Genomic DNA, 15,521 nt, shown 5'->3' on the forward strand with positions numbered 1-15,521 from the left:
GCTCCCTCCCCTGCGAAGGGGAGGGTTGGGGTGGGATCAGTCTTTCAGTTATTTTTACAGCGACGCTTCGTAAATCTTACGGCTATCTTCTAGCGTGATATCACTGTTTTCGCCCAGCGCAGTCATGCCGTGCTCTTCCAGTTTTGCCAGCAGGCCTGGGATAGAGCTGGCATCAACGCCGTAATCTTTCAGATACGTTTTAATGCCCATTTCTTCGAAGAATTTACGCGTAGCAGCAATCGCGGCATCAATGCGCTGTTCTTCATTACCTTCACGAATATTCCATACGCGCTCTGCGTATTGCAGCAGCTTAGCGTGTTTCTGTTGGCGTTTTGCTTGCAGCAGAGAAGGCAGTACCACGGCTAAGGTCTGTGCGTGATCCATACCGTGCATCGCAGTCAGTTCATGACCCAGCATATGGGTTGCCCAGTCCTGTGGTACACCAGCACCGATCAGGCCGTTCAGCGCCATAGTGGCACTCCACATAATGTTGGCACGAACGTCATAATTTTCAGGTTCAGCCAGTGCGCGTGGGCCTTCTTCGATCAGGGTCAACAACAGACCTTCTGCGAAACGATCCTGCACTTTAGCGTCAACCGGGTAAGTCAGATATTGCTCAACGGTATGCACAAACGCATCCACTACGCCGTTTGCCACCTGATGAGCTGGCAGGGTGTAGGTTACAACCGGATCTAGGATAGCGAACTGAGGCATCACGAATGGAGACTGGAATGCACGTTTATCTCCTGTCGCACGGCGAGTGATAACCGCGCCCTTGTTCATTTCAGAACCGGTCGCAGGCAGGGTTAACACCGCTGCTAATGGAATTGCGCTGGTGATTTTGCTGCCGTAGGTTTCAAGAATATCCCAAGGCTCACCGACGTAGTTTGCCGCAGCGGCAATGAACTTGGTGCCATCAATAACGGAACCGCCGCCGACAGCCAGCAGGAAATCGATTTTCTCGTTGTGAACCACTTCGACGCATTTCATCAGCGTTTCGTAAGATGGGTTTGGCTCGATGCCACCGAATTCAAATACGTGTAAACCTTTCAGCGCTGCGTGAACCTGATCCAAAACGCCGGTGCGTTTTACGCTGCCGCCGCCGTAGGTGATCAGGATGCGTGCATTTTCGGGCACTTCATTGCGTAGGTTAGCGATTTGGCCTTCGCCGAACAGAACTTTAGTTGGGGTGTGGAGTGTGAAATTTTGCATTGAAATTTGCCTCAGTGTTTATTTTGATTCGTTATGCTTTGGCCGTCGACGCCATTGCATTTTCTGAATGCTATTCTGGGCGTAATGAGCGTATGGCTCAATGCTCATTTCTGTTGGTGACTTGCCTATTTCTACAATCAACTGTAGAAATAGAGATGTATTTGGCATCATTCATTGCACTTTATTTGGTTCGGCGGGGATTGGTCAATGTTAATCGATGAGCGGTGGACACAGCTTGCACAGCAGCTAAGCCGTCAGGTGGCTCAGCCTGGAGTGAGTGCGTCACCGATTGAGAATGTAAAAATAATCTATGCTAATCAGCATCAACCGCGTACGCCGGTGATGTATGAGCCTTGTATTATCATTGTGTTACAAGGGCATAAAGTGGGCTATCTCGGCGAGCAGGTGTTTCGCTACGATCCCACTAATTATCTGCTGATGACGCTGCCATTACCCTGCGAATGCGAGACGTTTGCCACTCCAGATGAGCCGCTGATCGGTTTATCAGTGCGGGTAAACACCAGCATGTTGCAGGATCTCTTAATGGATATCGGTGACGGTTTGGCCGCCAAGCAGCGCTGTCAGTCGAGCGGTGTGAAATCGGTATCTTTGGATGAGTCAATGTTTTGTGCCACCGAACGCTTGGTCGATGCAATGGCTAATCCATTACAGGCGCGTGTATTAGGGCCGCAAATTGTGCGCGAAATGCTGTTCCACGCGCTGTGTGGAGACGGTGGCGAAGCGCTACAGGCGTTAGCTAACCGTCACAGCCACTTCAGTCAGATCGCTAAGGCGCTACGCCTGATTGAACAACAGTACTCAGATAGCCTAAACGTTGATTTGCTGGCGCAGGAAGTGAATATGAGCGTTTCTGCGTTTCATCATAATTTCAAAGCCGTTACGGCTACCTCTCCGCTGCAATATATCAAATCCTTCCGCTTGCATAAGGCGCGAATGATGATGTTGCATGACGGGCTAAAAGCCAGCACCGCGGCCATTCGCGTTGGTTATGAGAGCGCTTCGCAGTTTAGCCGTGAATATAAACGTTTCTTCGGTAATACGCCGAGTGAGCAAATGACGCGCTACCGCGAAGGTGGCTTGAGCATCGTTGAGCGATAAAAATGAATTTTGCCGCAGGAGTGGTCTGCCATGATTGAAAAGGAATATCTGTTAGCCGGTATGTGGGTGCGAGAGCATCGTCTATCGGTGCCGCTGAACTGGTCTGATGAAAATGATCCGCGCCGTATTACGGTTTTTGCACGTGAGTTATCAGAGGGCGGCAAAGCGGCAGAAGATTTACCATGTTTGCTGTTCTTACAAGGCGGCCCTGGCGGGAAATCGCCGCGACCAACCAGTAAAGGCGGATGGTTAGGCGAGGCGCTGAAAAGCTTTCGCGTGATCTTGCTTGATCAACGCGGCACGGGGCAGAGCAGCAGGATCGAATCGAGCGTGATCCGCAATATGGACGTGGATCAAACCGCTGACTATCTCAGCTATTTCCGCGCTGATTCTATTGTGGCAGATGCTGAGCATCTGAGAAAAACGCAGTTTGGTGGCCGTAAATGGAGCACCTTAGGGCAGAGTTTTGGTGGCTTTATCACCCTGACTTATTTATCTCAGGCCCCAGAAGGGCTTGATGCCTGTTATATCACCGGTGGTCTACCCTCAATTAAACCCGATGCCGAGCAGCTGTATCAGCGCACCTATCAGAAGCTGAAAGAAAAGAATCAGATTTTCTTCTCGCGCTATCCCCACATGCAGCAGCAAATCAACCGGATTGCGGACGTGCTAAACGAGCAGGATGTGTATCTGCCCGATGGCGATATCCTCACCGTACAGCGTTTGCAAACGCTGGGTATTCAGTTAGGTATGAGTGAAGGCTATGAGAATTTGCTGTGGCTGTTTGATGAAGCCTTTAATCATGAAGGTGAGCTGAGCGATACGTTCTTGTCGCAGGTGATGCATCTCACCGGCTTCACCGAGCATCCTCTGTACGCTGTTCTGCATGAAAGTATTTATGCTGATAATCATAGTGGGGCGACCCACTGGGCAGCGCAGCGCGTGCATGACACGCTGCCTGAGTTTCAATCCGATTGCCGCCCGCTGTTGTTAACGGGCGAGATGATCTATCCGTGGATGTTTGACGAAATGCAGTGTTTACGACCGTTCCGCGATGCAGTTCACCAGTTGGCGCAGCGTTCGGAATGGCAACCGTTGTACGACGCGGAGCGCTTGGCTGCCAATACGGTGCCAGTGGTTGCGGCGGTTTATTACAATGACATGTATGTAGATGTTGGTTTATCGCTGGAAACGGCCAAGCATATTGGCAAGGTGGAAACGTGGATCACCAGTGAATTTGAACACAATGGTTTGCGGGTGGGGAACGTGTTTGCTCACCTACGTCAGATGATGGCGCTGCGCGGCGTGAATTAAAGCCCCTTTATTTTCAAACATAAAATTCAAACGCAAAATTCAAACGTAAAAAAACCCGCCATTGGCGGGTTTTTTATGACTCATACTTATCAGACATTCTCTAAGCATAAAGCTTAGAAGAAAAGGTCTTAGAAGTAGTAGTTAACACCAGCGGTGAAATCGTGGGTAGCCACTTTAACTTTGGAAGCTTGTGCAGTTGCATCGCCAGCGTCTAGGTATTTGTAGCCCAGATCCAGATCCATGTGGTTGTTGATAGCGTAAGAAACGCCAGTACCAACGCTCCATGCGAAGTTATCACCGTTACCAGTGTGGCTTGCACCATCCTGAGTGTTTTTCAGGTTTACGTTAGCGTAACCGATACCAGCACTGATGTATGGAGTGAAAGCAGTGTCGGTATTGATGTCGTAGTAACCGTTCAGCATAGCGGTCTGCAGACGTACACGGTTGTGAGTACGAGTGTTGTCAGCTTTGATGAAGTGATCGGTATCAGTAGTATCACGGAATGAATAATCTAATTCTGCACGAATTGGCAGGTTGAATTCATTCTGGAAGTTATAACCGAATACCAGGCCAGCGGTGCCAGCTTGTTTGGTGTCACGCGGTACGCTGCTGCCAGTTGCAGATTTCTGACCGTGGATTTGCTCCAGGCTGGTACCCAGTTTAGCACCGGCATAATAGCCAGTGTTTTCAGAGTTAGCAGCAAAAGCAGAAACAGAAGTTGCTAAGCCGATAATTACGGCCAGGCTAGTTAATTTTTTCATGATAGATTCCAACTTAATAAGTATTTTACTTGTGAAACTATATCATCATGTGACAGTTGTCACAAAAATGAAGACGCTAGATAATAATAGCGATCCCTGTACGAAAATTGAATTATTTTTTTACTAATAAAATCAAAGGGTAGTGTTTTTTGTGTAAGTTTGTTTAGTTTTTGTTTAGAGAAAATCCACTTTTAGTAGGAATAGTCTTATTTATAACGTTTACAAGCGATTGATATTTAATCATCGTAATTTCGCTATGAGCTTAAAATAAACGTCTCTTATTCTTTCATGTAATGAGTAAATTTATGTATAGAAAGTAGGTTTAGAAATTTACTTATTTTTATTATTTTGGAATATGACGATAAATAACATTTTTTTTCGTTTAAAGAATAAATATTCGTTAAATAGGATTTAGTTTAAATATATTCTTAGCTAAGAAGTTTCTTGAAATGAAAATAAATCTGCACGAATATTTATATAATTCATGCAGATACAAAATGTGATCGGGGTCACCTTTACAGCCGTATCGTTGATAGGTTATGCATCCATATCGCTGGCACAAACTTGGTTACGCCCTGCCGTTTTCGCTCTATACAGGCGTTTATCGGCCTGCGACTGTAGGCTTTCTATGCTGCAACCCGTCGTTCCAGAACAGGCAGAAACGCCCATTGATGCAGTGACCTCTACGGTTCTGCCATCAGAAAGCATCAGATTTTGGCGATTAAACTGTGTATGAATACGTTCGGCAATCGCCACCGCCTCAGAAAGCACGGTGTTTGGCAGCATGATGCAGAACTCCTCGCCGCCAATGCGGCCAATGATGTCCTGCTTGCGTAGCATCGATGTCATTGTGTCTGCGGCATGTTTAAGCGCCAGATCGCCAACATGATGGCCATAGACATCATTGATATTCTTAAACTTATCTAAATCAACCTGAATGATAGCCATGGAACGCCCGTAGCACTGACCTTTGCGCGTTATCTCTTCGGCTTTATCAAAGAAACCACGACGGTTAAGCAGTTCAGTTAACGGATCGTGTTCCGCGCGCCAGCTCAGCCGATTCTGTAAGGTTTCCATATTGCGCACTAGCCGTGATATCACGTAATGGGTGCCAATCAGCGTGATAACAAAGAGACACCACAGGGCAACTAACGTCAGGCTGATGCGGCCATACTGGTCCTGTAAGCCTTGGCGCAAGGATTGCAAACTAATCAAGGTGATATTCGGATTTTCCATACGGGTAAACGTCACAAAACTGGTGCCGATACGGGTTGTCCCTTCGCTTTGTTTTAATACGGCTTGTTGCAACGAAAGACGCTGCGCCTCAGAAAAGTATTTGCCTCTACGCTAGTTTGGATCGGAGGATGTGATCGGTTCAAAGTGGCTGTCGTAAAGCATAAAAACGCTATGCGGATGGGAAGGAAGTGCCTCTTGAAGATAGTAATTGAGTCTTTTAATCGAGAAATCCATTCCCAAGATCCCCCACCAACGATCGCCATAATCGACCGGTGCAGTTGCACTGATCAGCATCCCATCTTGCTGATTGTCAAACATGCGGCTCCAAAATGCTTTTCGGTGCGGATTAGCCTCTGGAGCCGCCATCGGGAAGTAAGGTCGCGCCAACATATGCGTATACAGCACTGAAATCAGTGATTTGTCCCGTGGTGGCGTTGAAGACAAGTAGAAGCCTGAACGCGAGATATAGTAAATACGCGGCTGTAATGCTTGGTTAAGATTGGTGAGCGGCAGTAACGCTTTGAGACGCATGGCGGCATTGATTTCTGTTAGCCACAAATCGTTATTCGGACGGTCGCTTGAGGGGAGTAGACCAATTTGACTGTCACCGATCCCATTGAGCGGTGGAGACGCCGAATGGCTGTGACCTGTTTGCCAAATATCCTGCACACGCAACGTGGCCATTTCAGCTTCAAGCAGTCGTTTTTGCTCCGGCATGATGGGCTGAGAAAGCATATAGCGCATGTAATTACGTAAGAAAAGCAGGTTATCCAAACGAAACTGCATACGGCTTCCAAGCTGCGCGCTCACGTTTTCCAGCCGGTTTAATTGGCTTGCCTGATAGCCGTTGTTCAGCACTTGCCCCTGACGCCAGAAAAGCAACGATGTAAAAATGAAGACAGCAAAAAAACAGATATTAATAATCCTTTGCGGGGTAAATCGTCGGCTGCACTGGGGCGTTGCGGGGATATCGGACAAACCGTTCTCCTGATTGATATTGAAGCGGCCTTCAATGGCCAATAATTTCATCTGTGGATGATTTTTACGTACGAAATAGTGCTTTTGCCTAGCTCTGAGTGGAGCATAGCCTATATGGCGCAGATTTCAGAAATGAATAGATCTAAGATTAATTTAAAGTGCGGAAGATGGTTCGCCCATCCCGCCTTGCGATTCGGCCGGATGGGGATAAAGTGGACGGCTATCTAAATACGGTCACTGCATCGACGAGCCACATGGCCTGCTGTTTTACCTTGGCTGATGCTTCCGCGCCTTCTTGTACTAAAACCGCATTTTGATGGGTGATGCGATCAAGCTCATCAATGGCTCGGCTGACTTCATTGAGTCCGGTACTCTGTTCTGAGGTCGCAGCGCTAATCTGCGCAATAAGATCGGTGACATTTCTCACCTGTTCAACAATATCCCGCATGGTACTTCCGGCCGTATGAACCTGATTTGTGCCGCTTTGGACTTTCTCCGCGCTGGCTTCGATCAGGCTTTTGATTTCGCTCGCGGCGCTTGCGCTGCGTTGGGCTAAGTTACGCACTTCTCCTGCGACCACGGCAAAACCTTTGCCATCTTCTCCGGCTCGTGCGGCTTCGACCGCTGCGTTGAGCGCCAATATATTGGTTTGAAAAGCAATGCTGTCGATAAGGCTGGTGATAGAGGCGATTTTTTTGGTGCTGCTGGCGATTTCATCCATGGTGGCGATCACGGTTTCCATTACCTGACCGCCGTTAGTAGCCGCGCTGCTCGCGGAAATGGATAGTTGATCGGCTTTGGCTGCCGTTTCCGTGTTGTTTTGCACCGTAATCGTCATTTGCGTCATGGTTGACGCCGTTTGCTGCACGTTTGCCGCGGTTTGCTTAGTGCGGGCGCTGAGGTCGATATTGCCCTGCGCCAGTTCGTCGCTGGCGCTGCGCACGTTGATCACCTGCCCACTCACGTCATTAACAAGCCAACGGAACATCAGCCCTAATTGACCAATAGCGCGTAGCGTTACACCAATTTCATCAACGCGATTCATATGCTCCACGTTATGGCTCGCGCCAGTGGCGACCCGCAATGCCTGTTGGCATACCCGTTCTAGTGGGCGAGATATTTGTGATTCCAGCCATGCCGATATCAGGATAAGAAACAGCGCCATGGCCGCAGAGAAAATACCTAACGCCAGATGTTCGACATTCAAGGCACTCACCGTTGCAATGGAAAGCGGGAGTAGGGCAAACAGCGCGGTGCGAATTCTCCAACGTAAGGGCATCGTTTTCATGATGGATGTCCAGCGCCAAAAACCCGAGCGTAATAACAATCCTTTATGCACTCGTCGGCTGCCGAGTTTATTCTGATTCATCTGCTCATAAAGCTGGCTAGCTTTTGCTATTTCTTCGTTAGAGGCTTTAGTGCGGACCGACATAAATCCGACGGTTTTCCCTCCACGCACAACCGGTACTGCGTTGGCGCGCACCCAATAAAACCCCCCGTTTTTACGGCGGTTTTTAACCAATCCTGTCCAAGGCTCGCCCTGTTTTAGCGTTGCCCACATATCTGCAAAAACCTGCGGCGGCATATCCGGATGGCGAACGACGTTATGGGGTTGCTTAATGATCTCTTCGGCGGTGAAACCACTCGCTTCGATAAAGCTGGCATTCGCATAGGTGATGTAGCTATTGGGATCGGTTGTCGACATCAGCGTCGCGTCGTCCGCTAACGTGTATTCTTGTTGGGTAATCGGTTGGTTATTGCGCATCCGGACAATCCTTAACGTGTGCTTGAAGCGTAGCGAAAAGAGAGAGTGAGCTAAGAATGATTGTCGGCTTAAGTTGGTTAAACTTTATACTTAAATAAACAAATATTTCACAATTAAAGTCATTAAATTTAAATTGTGTAGGTGTTTTAGGTCTTTGAATTATTATTTTAATTTCAAATAAATATATATGCAGGGTAATCAATGTTCGTAAATAGATGAATACCAAGATGATACGAAGGGCGGGGAGCAGCGAGAAGAAGGATACAGCTTGCCTAGAATGACTAAAGTAAAGCACAAGTACGTGAATTGATTGGCTTAGTACTCATCATTTTAGCCACTTTTTTGACCGTTTGATTGCCTAGAGAAGATCTTAAAGTAGCTGTTGTAGTCAGACGTCTATCAAAGGGTTATTTCGTGGCAAAACAATTATTACGCAGCGGCAGCTTGGATGATTTTCTCGCGTTGGGCGAAAACGGCCAGCCTGTTTACGCTTCAGCGCTACAGCTAAGAGAAACGCTACGCCTGCGTCATCAGCAAAGTATCGCCGATATGTTGGCGATCCCACAGCCTAATGAAGGCGGCGATCGCATTGATTGGTACGCGCCCATCTCAGGGAAAATAACCTCGTGGATCGCTGCGAGCGATGAAGAGCGCGCCTCTGCGCTGAGCCAGTTGGAACATTGCCAGCAAACGGTGAATGAACTCAGCCAGAAAGCCCAACAGTCAGAGAAATCGGCTTTGCGCTTGTTCGGTATTTTGCTAGCGAAAGCCATGCAGTTTCCTGGTGCGAATCATGTTTTCTTGGTGGATGGCAAACCCGTGCTCACTTTTTGGGGCTTTGTGAATCTGGATAAAAAATCCAGATCCGATGCTTTTGATTGCCTGAGAGCCGCGCAGGGCGACGCTGCGCCAAGTAAAAATATAGCCACTGAAATACCGAAACCTCTCGCCATCCCCACACCAAAACCAACCGAACAAGCACCGCAGAATAGCGATACAGCAGCAACGGAACCTAGCAAAGTGGTACGCCGCAGAGAGTGGCGCCAGCTGTGGTGGTTACCGCTGGCGCTGGTGGTGCTGGGAATTCTTTTCTTCCAAATTCGAGCCAAAAACGATGCGCCGAAACCGGTGGTGAAATCCTCTGAGGCGGTAAAGAAATCCGCCCCTGAGAATGAAAAACGCGCTCTGTCATCCCGTGCCGCTGCACCAAAAACGCATTTACCCGTTGCGCATATAGCTGCACCAACACCAACGCCGGTGGTTGAAGTGGTAAAAACGCCTGAGGTGAAGCCTGTCGAAGTACAAAAAACAGCGGTATCCGCAGACGCGTTGGTGATGCCCGCTGAGGCGGTGAAATTAGGTTCGACGCGTTTTATGAATGGCAAATGGCGCGCCAGTCTGGACATTAAAACTCCGCGCCTTGGTAAGCCTCCGAGCTTGGTTTATCAGATTAAAAACAGCAAAGGCAGCGTGAAAATCATCCATGGTGATGGTATCAGCTGTAATGCCAGTGTCACCGTGGGGCTTATGAGCTCGGGAAGTTTAGTCGTCGATAGCCGCGCCAAGGCCAAATGCAGCGACGGCTCGCGTTACAAAATCCCACAGTTGATTTGTAAGTCGGGTGAAAACGGCGTGGCCGACTGCAATGGGCGCTATGACGCCGACACTATCTTGCCAATCAATATGACGCGCATCAGCAAGTCATCTCAGTAAAAATGGATGAATAAAACCATGTTAGCCACCATCACCGATTACAAGCATCAGGTTGCGCTCATTCAGAACAGCGGCATTCAGTTTTTGGATTTTGCCCTCAAGCCCAATTTCACGGCGGAGCTCCCCGGCAAATTTGTACGCCAAACGGCGAATGGGCCTCTGCTGCGTTTACTGCACAATGCTGAAAGCGATACTTACTGGCTGCCTGCGCCAGCTGGCACGCCGCCAGAACGGGTCAAGCCCGAATCGAGCATTTCGTTGGAGCAGTCGCTTCAATTGCTGAATGGGATCTGGCTGCCGTTGCCTTTTTTCCGTTTTAATCCGCCGCGTACGTTTTTAGGTGGGCCTGACAACTGGGCGCGAATGCAGGTTATAGCGCTAGATAAGCCCGATCGTGATGGGAATACCTATCGCGTATGCATGGCGTTTGATACGGCTATTTCAGCCGATGGCCACAATAATGAATCCCTGCAACCGAGTGAAAATGATGTCAAAAGCGGCGCGGGTTTCGCTCTGGCCTATCGCAGCGAAGAACTGGCTGAATTTCTCGATCTGACTTGGGTGGATGGCTGGCTGCGTGAGGTTTTCACTCAACAAGCGATACAGCAGGAGGATCGGCATTCTGTCGGCATCCAAACCGCGTTACGCGAGTTTGAGTATCAGGCGCACTACTTGAATATCCTATATCTGCTCGGCAAACAGCTCAATGTGCCTACCGTTAAGCTCAATACTAGTACGCTGCAAGAACCCACCGTTCATGTTGATTTGATTATGGATGTTGGGAACTCCCACACCTGCGGCATTTTGGTAGAAGACCACCTTGATGAGCTCAATGGTCTGAAACAAACCTACGAGCTGAACCTGCGTGACCTCAGCCAGCCACACTATGTGTATAACGAGCTGTTTGATAGCCGCGTCGAGTTTTCTCAGGCCGAGTTTGGTAAGCGTAATTTTTCCGTAGAAAGCGGGCGCGAACAGGCGTTCGTCTGGCCGTCGATTGTGCGCGTTGGCCGAGAGGCCAGCCGCATGGCGTTGCAGCGAATGGGCACCGAAGGTTCAACGGGGCTTTCAAGCCCACGTCGCTATCTATGGGATGAAGAAGAGTATCTACATGGTTGGCGCTTTAATACGCTGAACCAAGCCCAGCAAGAGCCGTCTGCAACCGCGCTTCCACTGACGTTTTTGTTAAACGATCAGGGACAGCCGCTCTACGACCAGCCATTAGATGAGCGTTTACCGGTATTTTCAGCGCACTACAGCCGCAGCTCACTGATGACGTTTATGTTGTCTGAGCTATTGGCGCAGGCACTAATGCAGATAAACAGCGTTGCCCAACGCCTGAAAATGACGCATTCCTCAGCGCCTCGTCAGTTGCGCAGCATTATTTTGACCTTGCCTTCTGCCATGCCAAAACCTGAGCGCGAAATCTTCCGCCGCCGTATGTATCAAGCCATTGGTTTGGTGTGGAAAAGTATGGGCTGGCATCCGGCTGACCATGATTTCTCCAGCGAAGCCGATCGGGCAGAAAGCACGGTGCCGGTGCCTGACGTGCAGATGGAATGGGACGAAGCGACCTGTGGGCAGATGGTGTATCTGTATAACGAAACTCAGGTCAATTTTGGCGGCTGTAGCGAAGAGTTTTTTGCCAGTCAGGCACGAACTGACCGCGAGCTGGCGGAAGACGAAGTTGCCGGAAAAACGCTGCGTATTGCGTCGATTGATATCGGCGGCGGTACCACCGACTTAGCGATTACCCAGTACCGTTTAGACGATGGGGCTGGCAGCAACGTCAAAATTATTCCGCGTTTGCTCTTCCGTGAGGGCTTCAAGCTAGCAGGCGACGATATTTTGTTAGATGTCATTCGCTTATATGTGCTGCCTGCCTTGCAGAACGCATGCCGAAAGGCGGGCGTTGCCGACAGTGATGAGCTGATGAACAAGCTATTTGGTGATGGCAGTATTTCTGCGCTACGCCAGCAGGCGACGTTGCAGGTATTTAGCCCGATTGGGCGCGCTATTCTTGAGTCCTACGAACGTTACGACCCGTTGGATGCCGCTGCTGAAATTGATGCGACCTTTGGCGAGCTTTTGTCCCAAGTGCCAACAGTTAAAGTGCAGGAATATATTAATAATGACGTACAGCGAGCTCAGCCTGCTGATGCGGTACCTTTTGATATTTTGCAGGTTCCGCTGATCCTCAAGCTAAGCAAACTCCACGCGGAGTTTCTGTCCCCGCGCATGCGCATCACGCAGCATCTGCGCTCGCTGTGCGAAGTGGTGGCGCTGTATTCCTGCGATGTGTTGCTTCTGACAGGGCGCCCTTCGCGATTCCCAGGCATTCAGGCGCTATTCCGCCATTTGCAGCCTTTGCCGATCAACCGCATTTTGCCGCTTGAGGGATATCACACCAGTGAATGGTATCCATTTAATAAGCGCGGGCGCATTGATAACCCGAAATCTACCGCTGCGGTGGGGGCGATGCTCTGCTTGCTGGCGGTGAATTTGCGCTTGGCAACGTTCAACTGTAAAGCCGGAGATTTCCAGCCCTACTCGACGGTGTGCTATCTCGGCACGCTGGATGGTAACCAGTCATTGATGACCAGCGACGTTTGCTATAGCGATATCGATCTCGATAATCCTGATTTTGAGCTACCAAGCGAAGGTTCATTCCAAATGCGTGGCCCCGTGTGTTTGGGGTTCCGCCAGCTCGACAACGATCGTTGGCCTGCGTCGCCGCTATATCGCTTATCTATTGCTGATCAACAGCTGGCGCGCAAAGTGGCGGGCGAGAGCGTGCTGAACGTGAGGTTAGCGACCGAAGCGGAAAGCCCAGAACAAGGGCCGGAACGCTTCAAGCTGGCTGAGGTGACGCTGGATGACGGCACGCCTGTTCCTTTGCATCACTTAAAACTAAAACTGAACACTTTATCGGATAGCACCCATTATTGGATCGACAGTGGGAGCGTATTTAGCCAATGAAACCATTGAATTCAAAACAAATTAATAACCAGCTTCAGGTTATCACGCAGCATGTCGATCTCGCCCTTGATTGGCTAGAGAGCACGCGCCAGCATTCACCGAGGTTAGATATTGAGGCTGATAGCCTACGTGTAAAACTGCATCGCTGCCGGTATCAGGCAGTGTCGATGCAAGAGCTACCGCAGCATTTTCCAAGCATCGGTTTTTTTGGCCTGTCACAGGCAGGAAAATCCTATCTGATTAGTGCGCTTGCGGCGGATGAGTCGGGCCAATTAGCCTTGAATTTGGCTGGACGCACGCTGGATTTTGATAGCCATATCAATCCAGGTAATCAGGCCTGTGGTGTGGTCACCAGATTCACTCATCGAGCCGGAATCAATAACCATGATTTCCCGATCGAGATCGCCATGCTGGCTGAGTATGAGCTGGCGAAAGTCATGGTTGATGCTTTTATTCATGATTTTTCATCCGACGAGGCTGATCAAGAGCGTGACGAGGAGTTCATTGCCGATCACCTTTCCGCCTTGTCGGCGCTATGTTTGCCTGAGCCTGTAGCCGGATTTAGCGAGGACGATGCGGTTGCGCTATGGGATGCGGTGAATCGCCGTATTGGCGCACGCGGTAAAACTTTGGATCGCTACTTTTGGCCTTCGGCGGTGCGGCTCGCGCCGTATTTGAGCGTGGATAATCGCGCTCGCCTGTTCTCATTATTATGGTCTGAGCAGGAAGAGCTGACCGCAGCGTACGTTGGTTTGGGGCATATCTTGCAGCGCCTATCCAGCGTTGAGCGCGTTGCCGCTCCGCTCAGCGTTCTGGTGGATGATATGCAGCTGCCGACGGAAGGTCTACTCAGCGTTGATGTGCTAAGCAACGCTAATTCGCCGCTCGATTTCAGCGTGCAGGTTTGCCCGCTGGTGAAGGGGAAAACCATGAAGCCGGTTGAGCTGTCCATTTCTGAGCTATCGATGCTGGCGCGTGAGATAACGCTGCCGCTGGCAGGTACGCCACGTGAGGCTCAGTTTCAGCAGATGGACGTGCTGGATATCCCCGGCTTAGGGCAGTCACTTGAAAGCGAATTCGAACCCTCATGCTCACTGCTTCATGTTTTGCAGCAGGCCAAGGTTTACGGGCTGCTAGAACGCTATGCCGATAATCAGCAAATTGCAGCATTAATGGTATGTACGGCGGCAACGGCGCGATCTCAGACTCATAGCGCGGGCAAAGTTTTGGCTCATTGGGCAAAAGCTATGCGCAGTGATGCCGAACATCGTAAGCCGACGCTGATTTGGGCACTTACCGCCTTCGACCAACGGGTCACACAGGGTAAAAATTACGATGAGGCCGTGCAGCGCCATGTCGGTTTACCCGGTGATAGCTGGGGATCAATGCTGGTTACGGATAAAAGCGGTGTGCGCCGGATGGTGGACTACTTAGCCACCGAGGCAAACAGTGACGCAACCTTGAGGCAGCTAACGATGAAGTTAGAGGCGCTGCGCCGAGAGCTGGCTGAGAATTTGTTAGGAAATTGGCTGTTATTAAGCGAGCAACAAGAAGAGCAAGAAAAACAGCGTATTGCACAGATTCTGTTGAAAACCCTGCAAACGCGCACCGGTGTGCATGGAGAACTGCTGGAACGCCTGCTACCAACCCGTGATGAGCTTCGACGCCTTTATTTACAACAACGGCTACAGCAGCGGTTTGTCACTGAATCAGCGATGAACAGTGGCGAAAATGCATTACCGATTATGAATGGCGATCCGTTTGGTATTGAAATGAATATTGATTTGGTGGCAGACGTGGTGTCCGAGCCGAGCGCGATAGAGCAGCAGGCGTTATCCGAGGGCAATTTTGCCACGCAGGCCTATCAATATTGGGTGAACCATCTACGCAATTTATCTGAAAACGGCGCGCTATTAACGTTACTTGGCGTTGCAAAACCGGAGCTAGAGCTTCTCTTGCAAGAGCTTATTACGGCCAGCGTCCGTATGGAGATTCCGCGTTCGCTGTCGCAAACGTTATTTAATACCGAGCTGGCTGGGGTGGATAATCAGATGCTGGCCGACCGACAAGTGTCCCGTGTGCTCGGCGTGTTAGGTAATTTTGTGGCGTGGCTAGGCTTCCAAAACGTAGCGGAAGCGAAAAAGCCGGATAGCCGTGTGAACCGTGGGCAAAAGATATTTGCAAAACCGCCAGCCATGAACGCGGCGGGGTGGGGTAAATCCCAACGCTTAACTAAGCTTTCGGCGGCACCATCGAACAATACAGGTTTTTATATTTACGATTGGCTGGTGGGCTTAAGCGAGATGATTATCCAAAACCAAGGATATTCTGCGGCTCGTGAGCTTAGCCAGCAGCAAGAAATGCAGCTGAGGAGAATCGTAGAGGCGCTTGCAGCATAATCCGAATAGGTTCACGGATGAACCTTAAGCTTTTCCTTTCTACTA

10 protein-coding genes are annotated in these 15,521 nt (G+C 49.8%); 5 read left to right on the plus strand and 5 right to left on the minus strand.

The window, feature by feature from the left end; translation table 11 throughout:
* Positions 1-54: 54 nt before the first annotated feature.
* Complete coding sequence (yqhD, locus tag U0008_RS01765; RefSeq protein ID WP_025802396.1) at positions 55-1,212, minus strand: alcohol dehydrogenase; 1,158 nt, start codon at positions 1,210-1,212, stop codon at positions 55-57.
* A gap of 207 nt (positions 1,213-1,419) precedes the next feature.
* Between yqhD and U0008_RS01770 the strand changes: the two genes are divergently transcribed.
* Positions 1,420-2,331 carry an AraC family transcriptional regulator gene (locus U0008_RS01770; protein ID WP_040044775.1) on the plus strand — a complete coding sequence of 304 codons (912 nt, stop codon included), beginning with the start codon at positions 1,420-1,422 and terminating at the stop codon, positions 2,329-2,331.
* Positions 2,332-2,361: 30 nt separating this feature from the next.
* Positions 2,362-3,645 carry an alpha/beta fold hydrolase gene (locus tag U0008_RS01775; protein ID WP_043490483.1) on the plus strand — a complete coding sequence of 428 codons (1,284 nt, stop codon included), beginning with the start codon at positions 2,362-2,364 and terminating at the stop codon, positions 3,643-3,645.
* Positions 3,646-3,773: 128 nt separating this feature from the next.
* Here U0008_RS01775 and U0008_RS01780 read toward each other — a convergent pair whose 3' ends face one another.
* The 4 genes from U0008_RS01780 to U0008_RS01795 all read right to left on the minus strand — a co-directional run bounded on the left by U0008_RS01780 (position 3,774) and on the right by U0008_RS01795 (position 8,385).
* Positions 3,774-4,406, minus strand: coding sequence for an outer membrane protein (locus tag U0008_RS01780; RefSeq protein ID WP_025802390.1), 633 nt, complete (start codon positions 4,404-4,406; stop codon positions 3,774-3,776).
* A 537-nt stretch (positions 4,407-4,943) separates the two neighbouring features.
* Positions 4,944-5,714, minus strand: coding sequence for a diguanylate cyclase (locus U0008_RS01785; RefSeq protein WP_043490485.1), 771 nt, complete (start codon positions 5,712-5,714; stop codon positions 4,944-4,946).
* Positions 5,715-5,753: 39 nt separating this feature from the next.
* Positions 5,754-6,671 (minus strand): hypothetical protein, encoded by a 918-nt coding sequence (locus tag U0008_RS01790; RefSeq protein WP_043490487.1) that lies wholly within the window; start codon positions 6,669-6,671, stop codon positions 5,754-5,756.
* Positions 6,672-6,840: 169 nt separating this feature from the next.
* A complete protein-coding gene (locus U0008_RS01795; protein ID WP_025802387.1) occupies positions 6,841-8,385 on the minus strand; it encodes a methyl-accepting chemotaxis protein in 1,545 nt (514 codons plus the stop codon).
* Between the two features lie 414 nt (positions 8,386-8,799).
* On the opposite strand from U0008_RS01795, the gene U0008_RS01800 reads away from it, so the two are divergent.
* The 3 genes from U0008_RS01800 to U0008_RS01810 are packed head-to-tail and all read left to right on the plus strand — an operon-like array spanning position 8,800 to position 15,476.
* Positions 8,800-10,098, plus strand: coding sequence for an SrfA family protein (locus U0008_RS01800; protein WP_043490490.1), 1,299 nt, complete (start codon positions 8,800-8,802; stop codon positions 10,096-10,098).
* Between the two features lie 18 nt (positions 10,099-10,116).
* Positions 10,117-13,077 (plus strand): virulence factor SrfB, encoded by a 2,961-nt coding sequence (locus U0008_RS01805; protein ID WP_043490492.1) that lies wholly within the window; start codon positions 10,117-10,119, stop codon positions 13,075-13,077.
* On the plus strand, positions 13,074-15,476 hold the full coding sequence (locus tag U0008_RS01810; RefSeq protein ID WP_043490495.1) for a putative virulence factor: 2,403 nt from the start codon (positions 13,074-13,076) through the stop codon (positions 15,474-15,476). Before U0008_RS01805 ends, U0008_RS01810 begins: the two co-directional genes overlap by 4 nt.
* Positions 15,477-15,521 lie beyond the last annotated feature (45 nt).

The sequence above is a fragment of the Hafnia alvei genome, assembly GCF_034424155.1.
GTDB classification, from domain to species: Bacteria; Pseudomonadota; Gammaproteobacteria; order Enterobacterales; family Enterobacteriaceae; genus Hafnia; species Hafnia alvei.

Excerpts from the sequence above, each read along its gene's own strand:
- yqhD (WP_025802396.1), bottom strand. The coding sequence starts at position 1,212 with ATGCAAAATTTCACACTCCACACCCCAACTAAAGTTCTGTTCGGCGAA.
- U0008_RS01770 (WP_040044775.1), top strand. The coding sequence starts at position 1,420 with ATGTTAATCGATGAGCGGTGGACACAGCTTGCACAGCAGCTAAGCCGT.
- U0008_RS01775 (WP_043490483.1), top strand. The coding sequence starts at position 2,362 with ATGATTGAAAAGGAATATCTGTTAGCCGGTATGTGGGTGCGAGAGCAT.
- U0008_RS01780 (WP_025802390.1), bottom strand. The coding sequence starts at position 4,406 with ATGAAAAAATTAACTAGCCTGGCCGTAATTATCGGCTTAGCAACTTCT.
- U0008_RS01790 (WP_043490487.1), bottom strand. The coding sequence starts at position 6,671 with ATGAAATTATTGGCCATTGAAGGCCGCTTCAATATCAATCAGGAGAAC.
- U0008_RS01795 (WP_025802387.1), bottom strand. The coding sequence starts at position 8,385 with ATGCGCAATAACCAACCGATTACCCAACAAGAATACACGTTAGCGGAC.
- U0008_RS01805 (WP_043490492.1), top strand. The coding sequence starts at position 10,117 with ATGTTAGCCACCATCACCGATTACAAGCATCAGGTTGCGCTCATTCAG.
- U0008_RS01810 (WP_043490495.1), top strand. The coding sequence starts at position 13,074 with ATGAAACCATTGAATTCAAAACAAATTAATAACCAGCTTCAGGTTATC.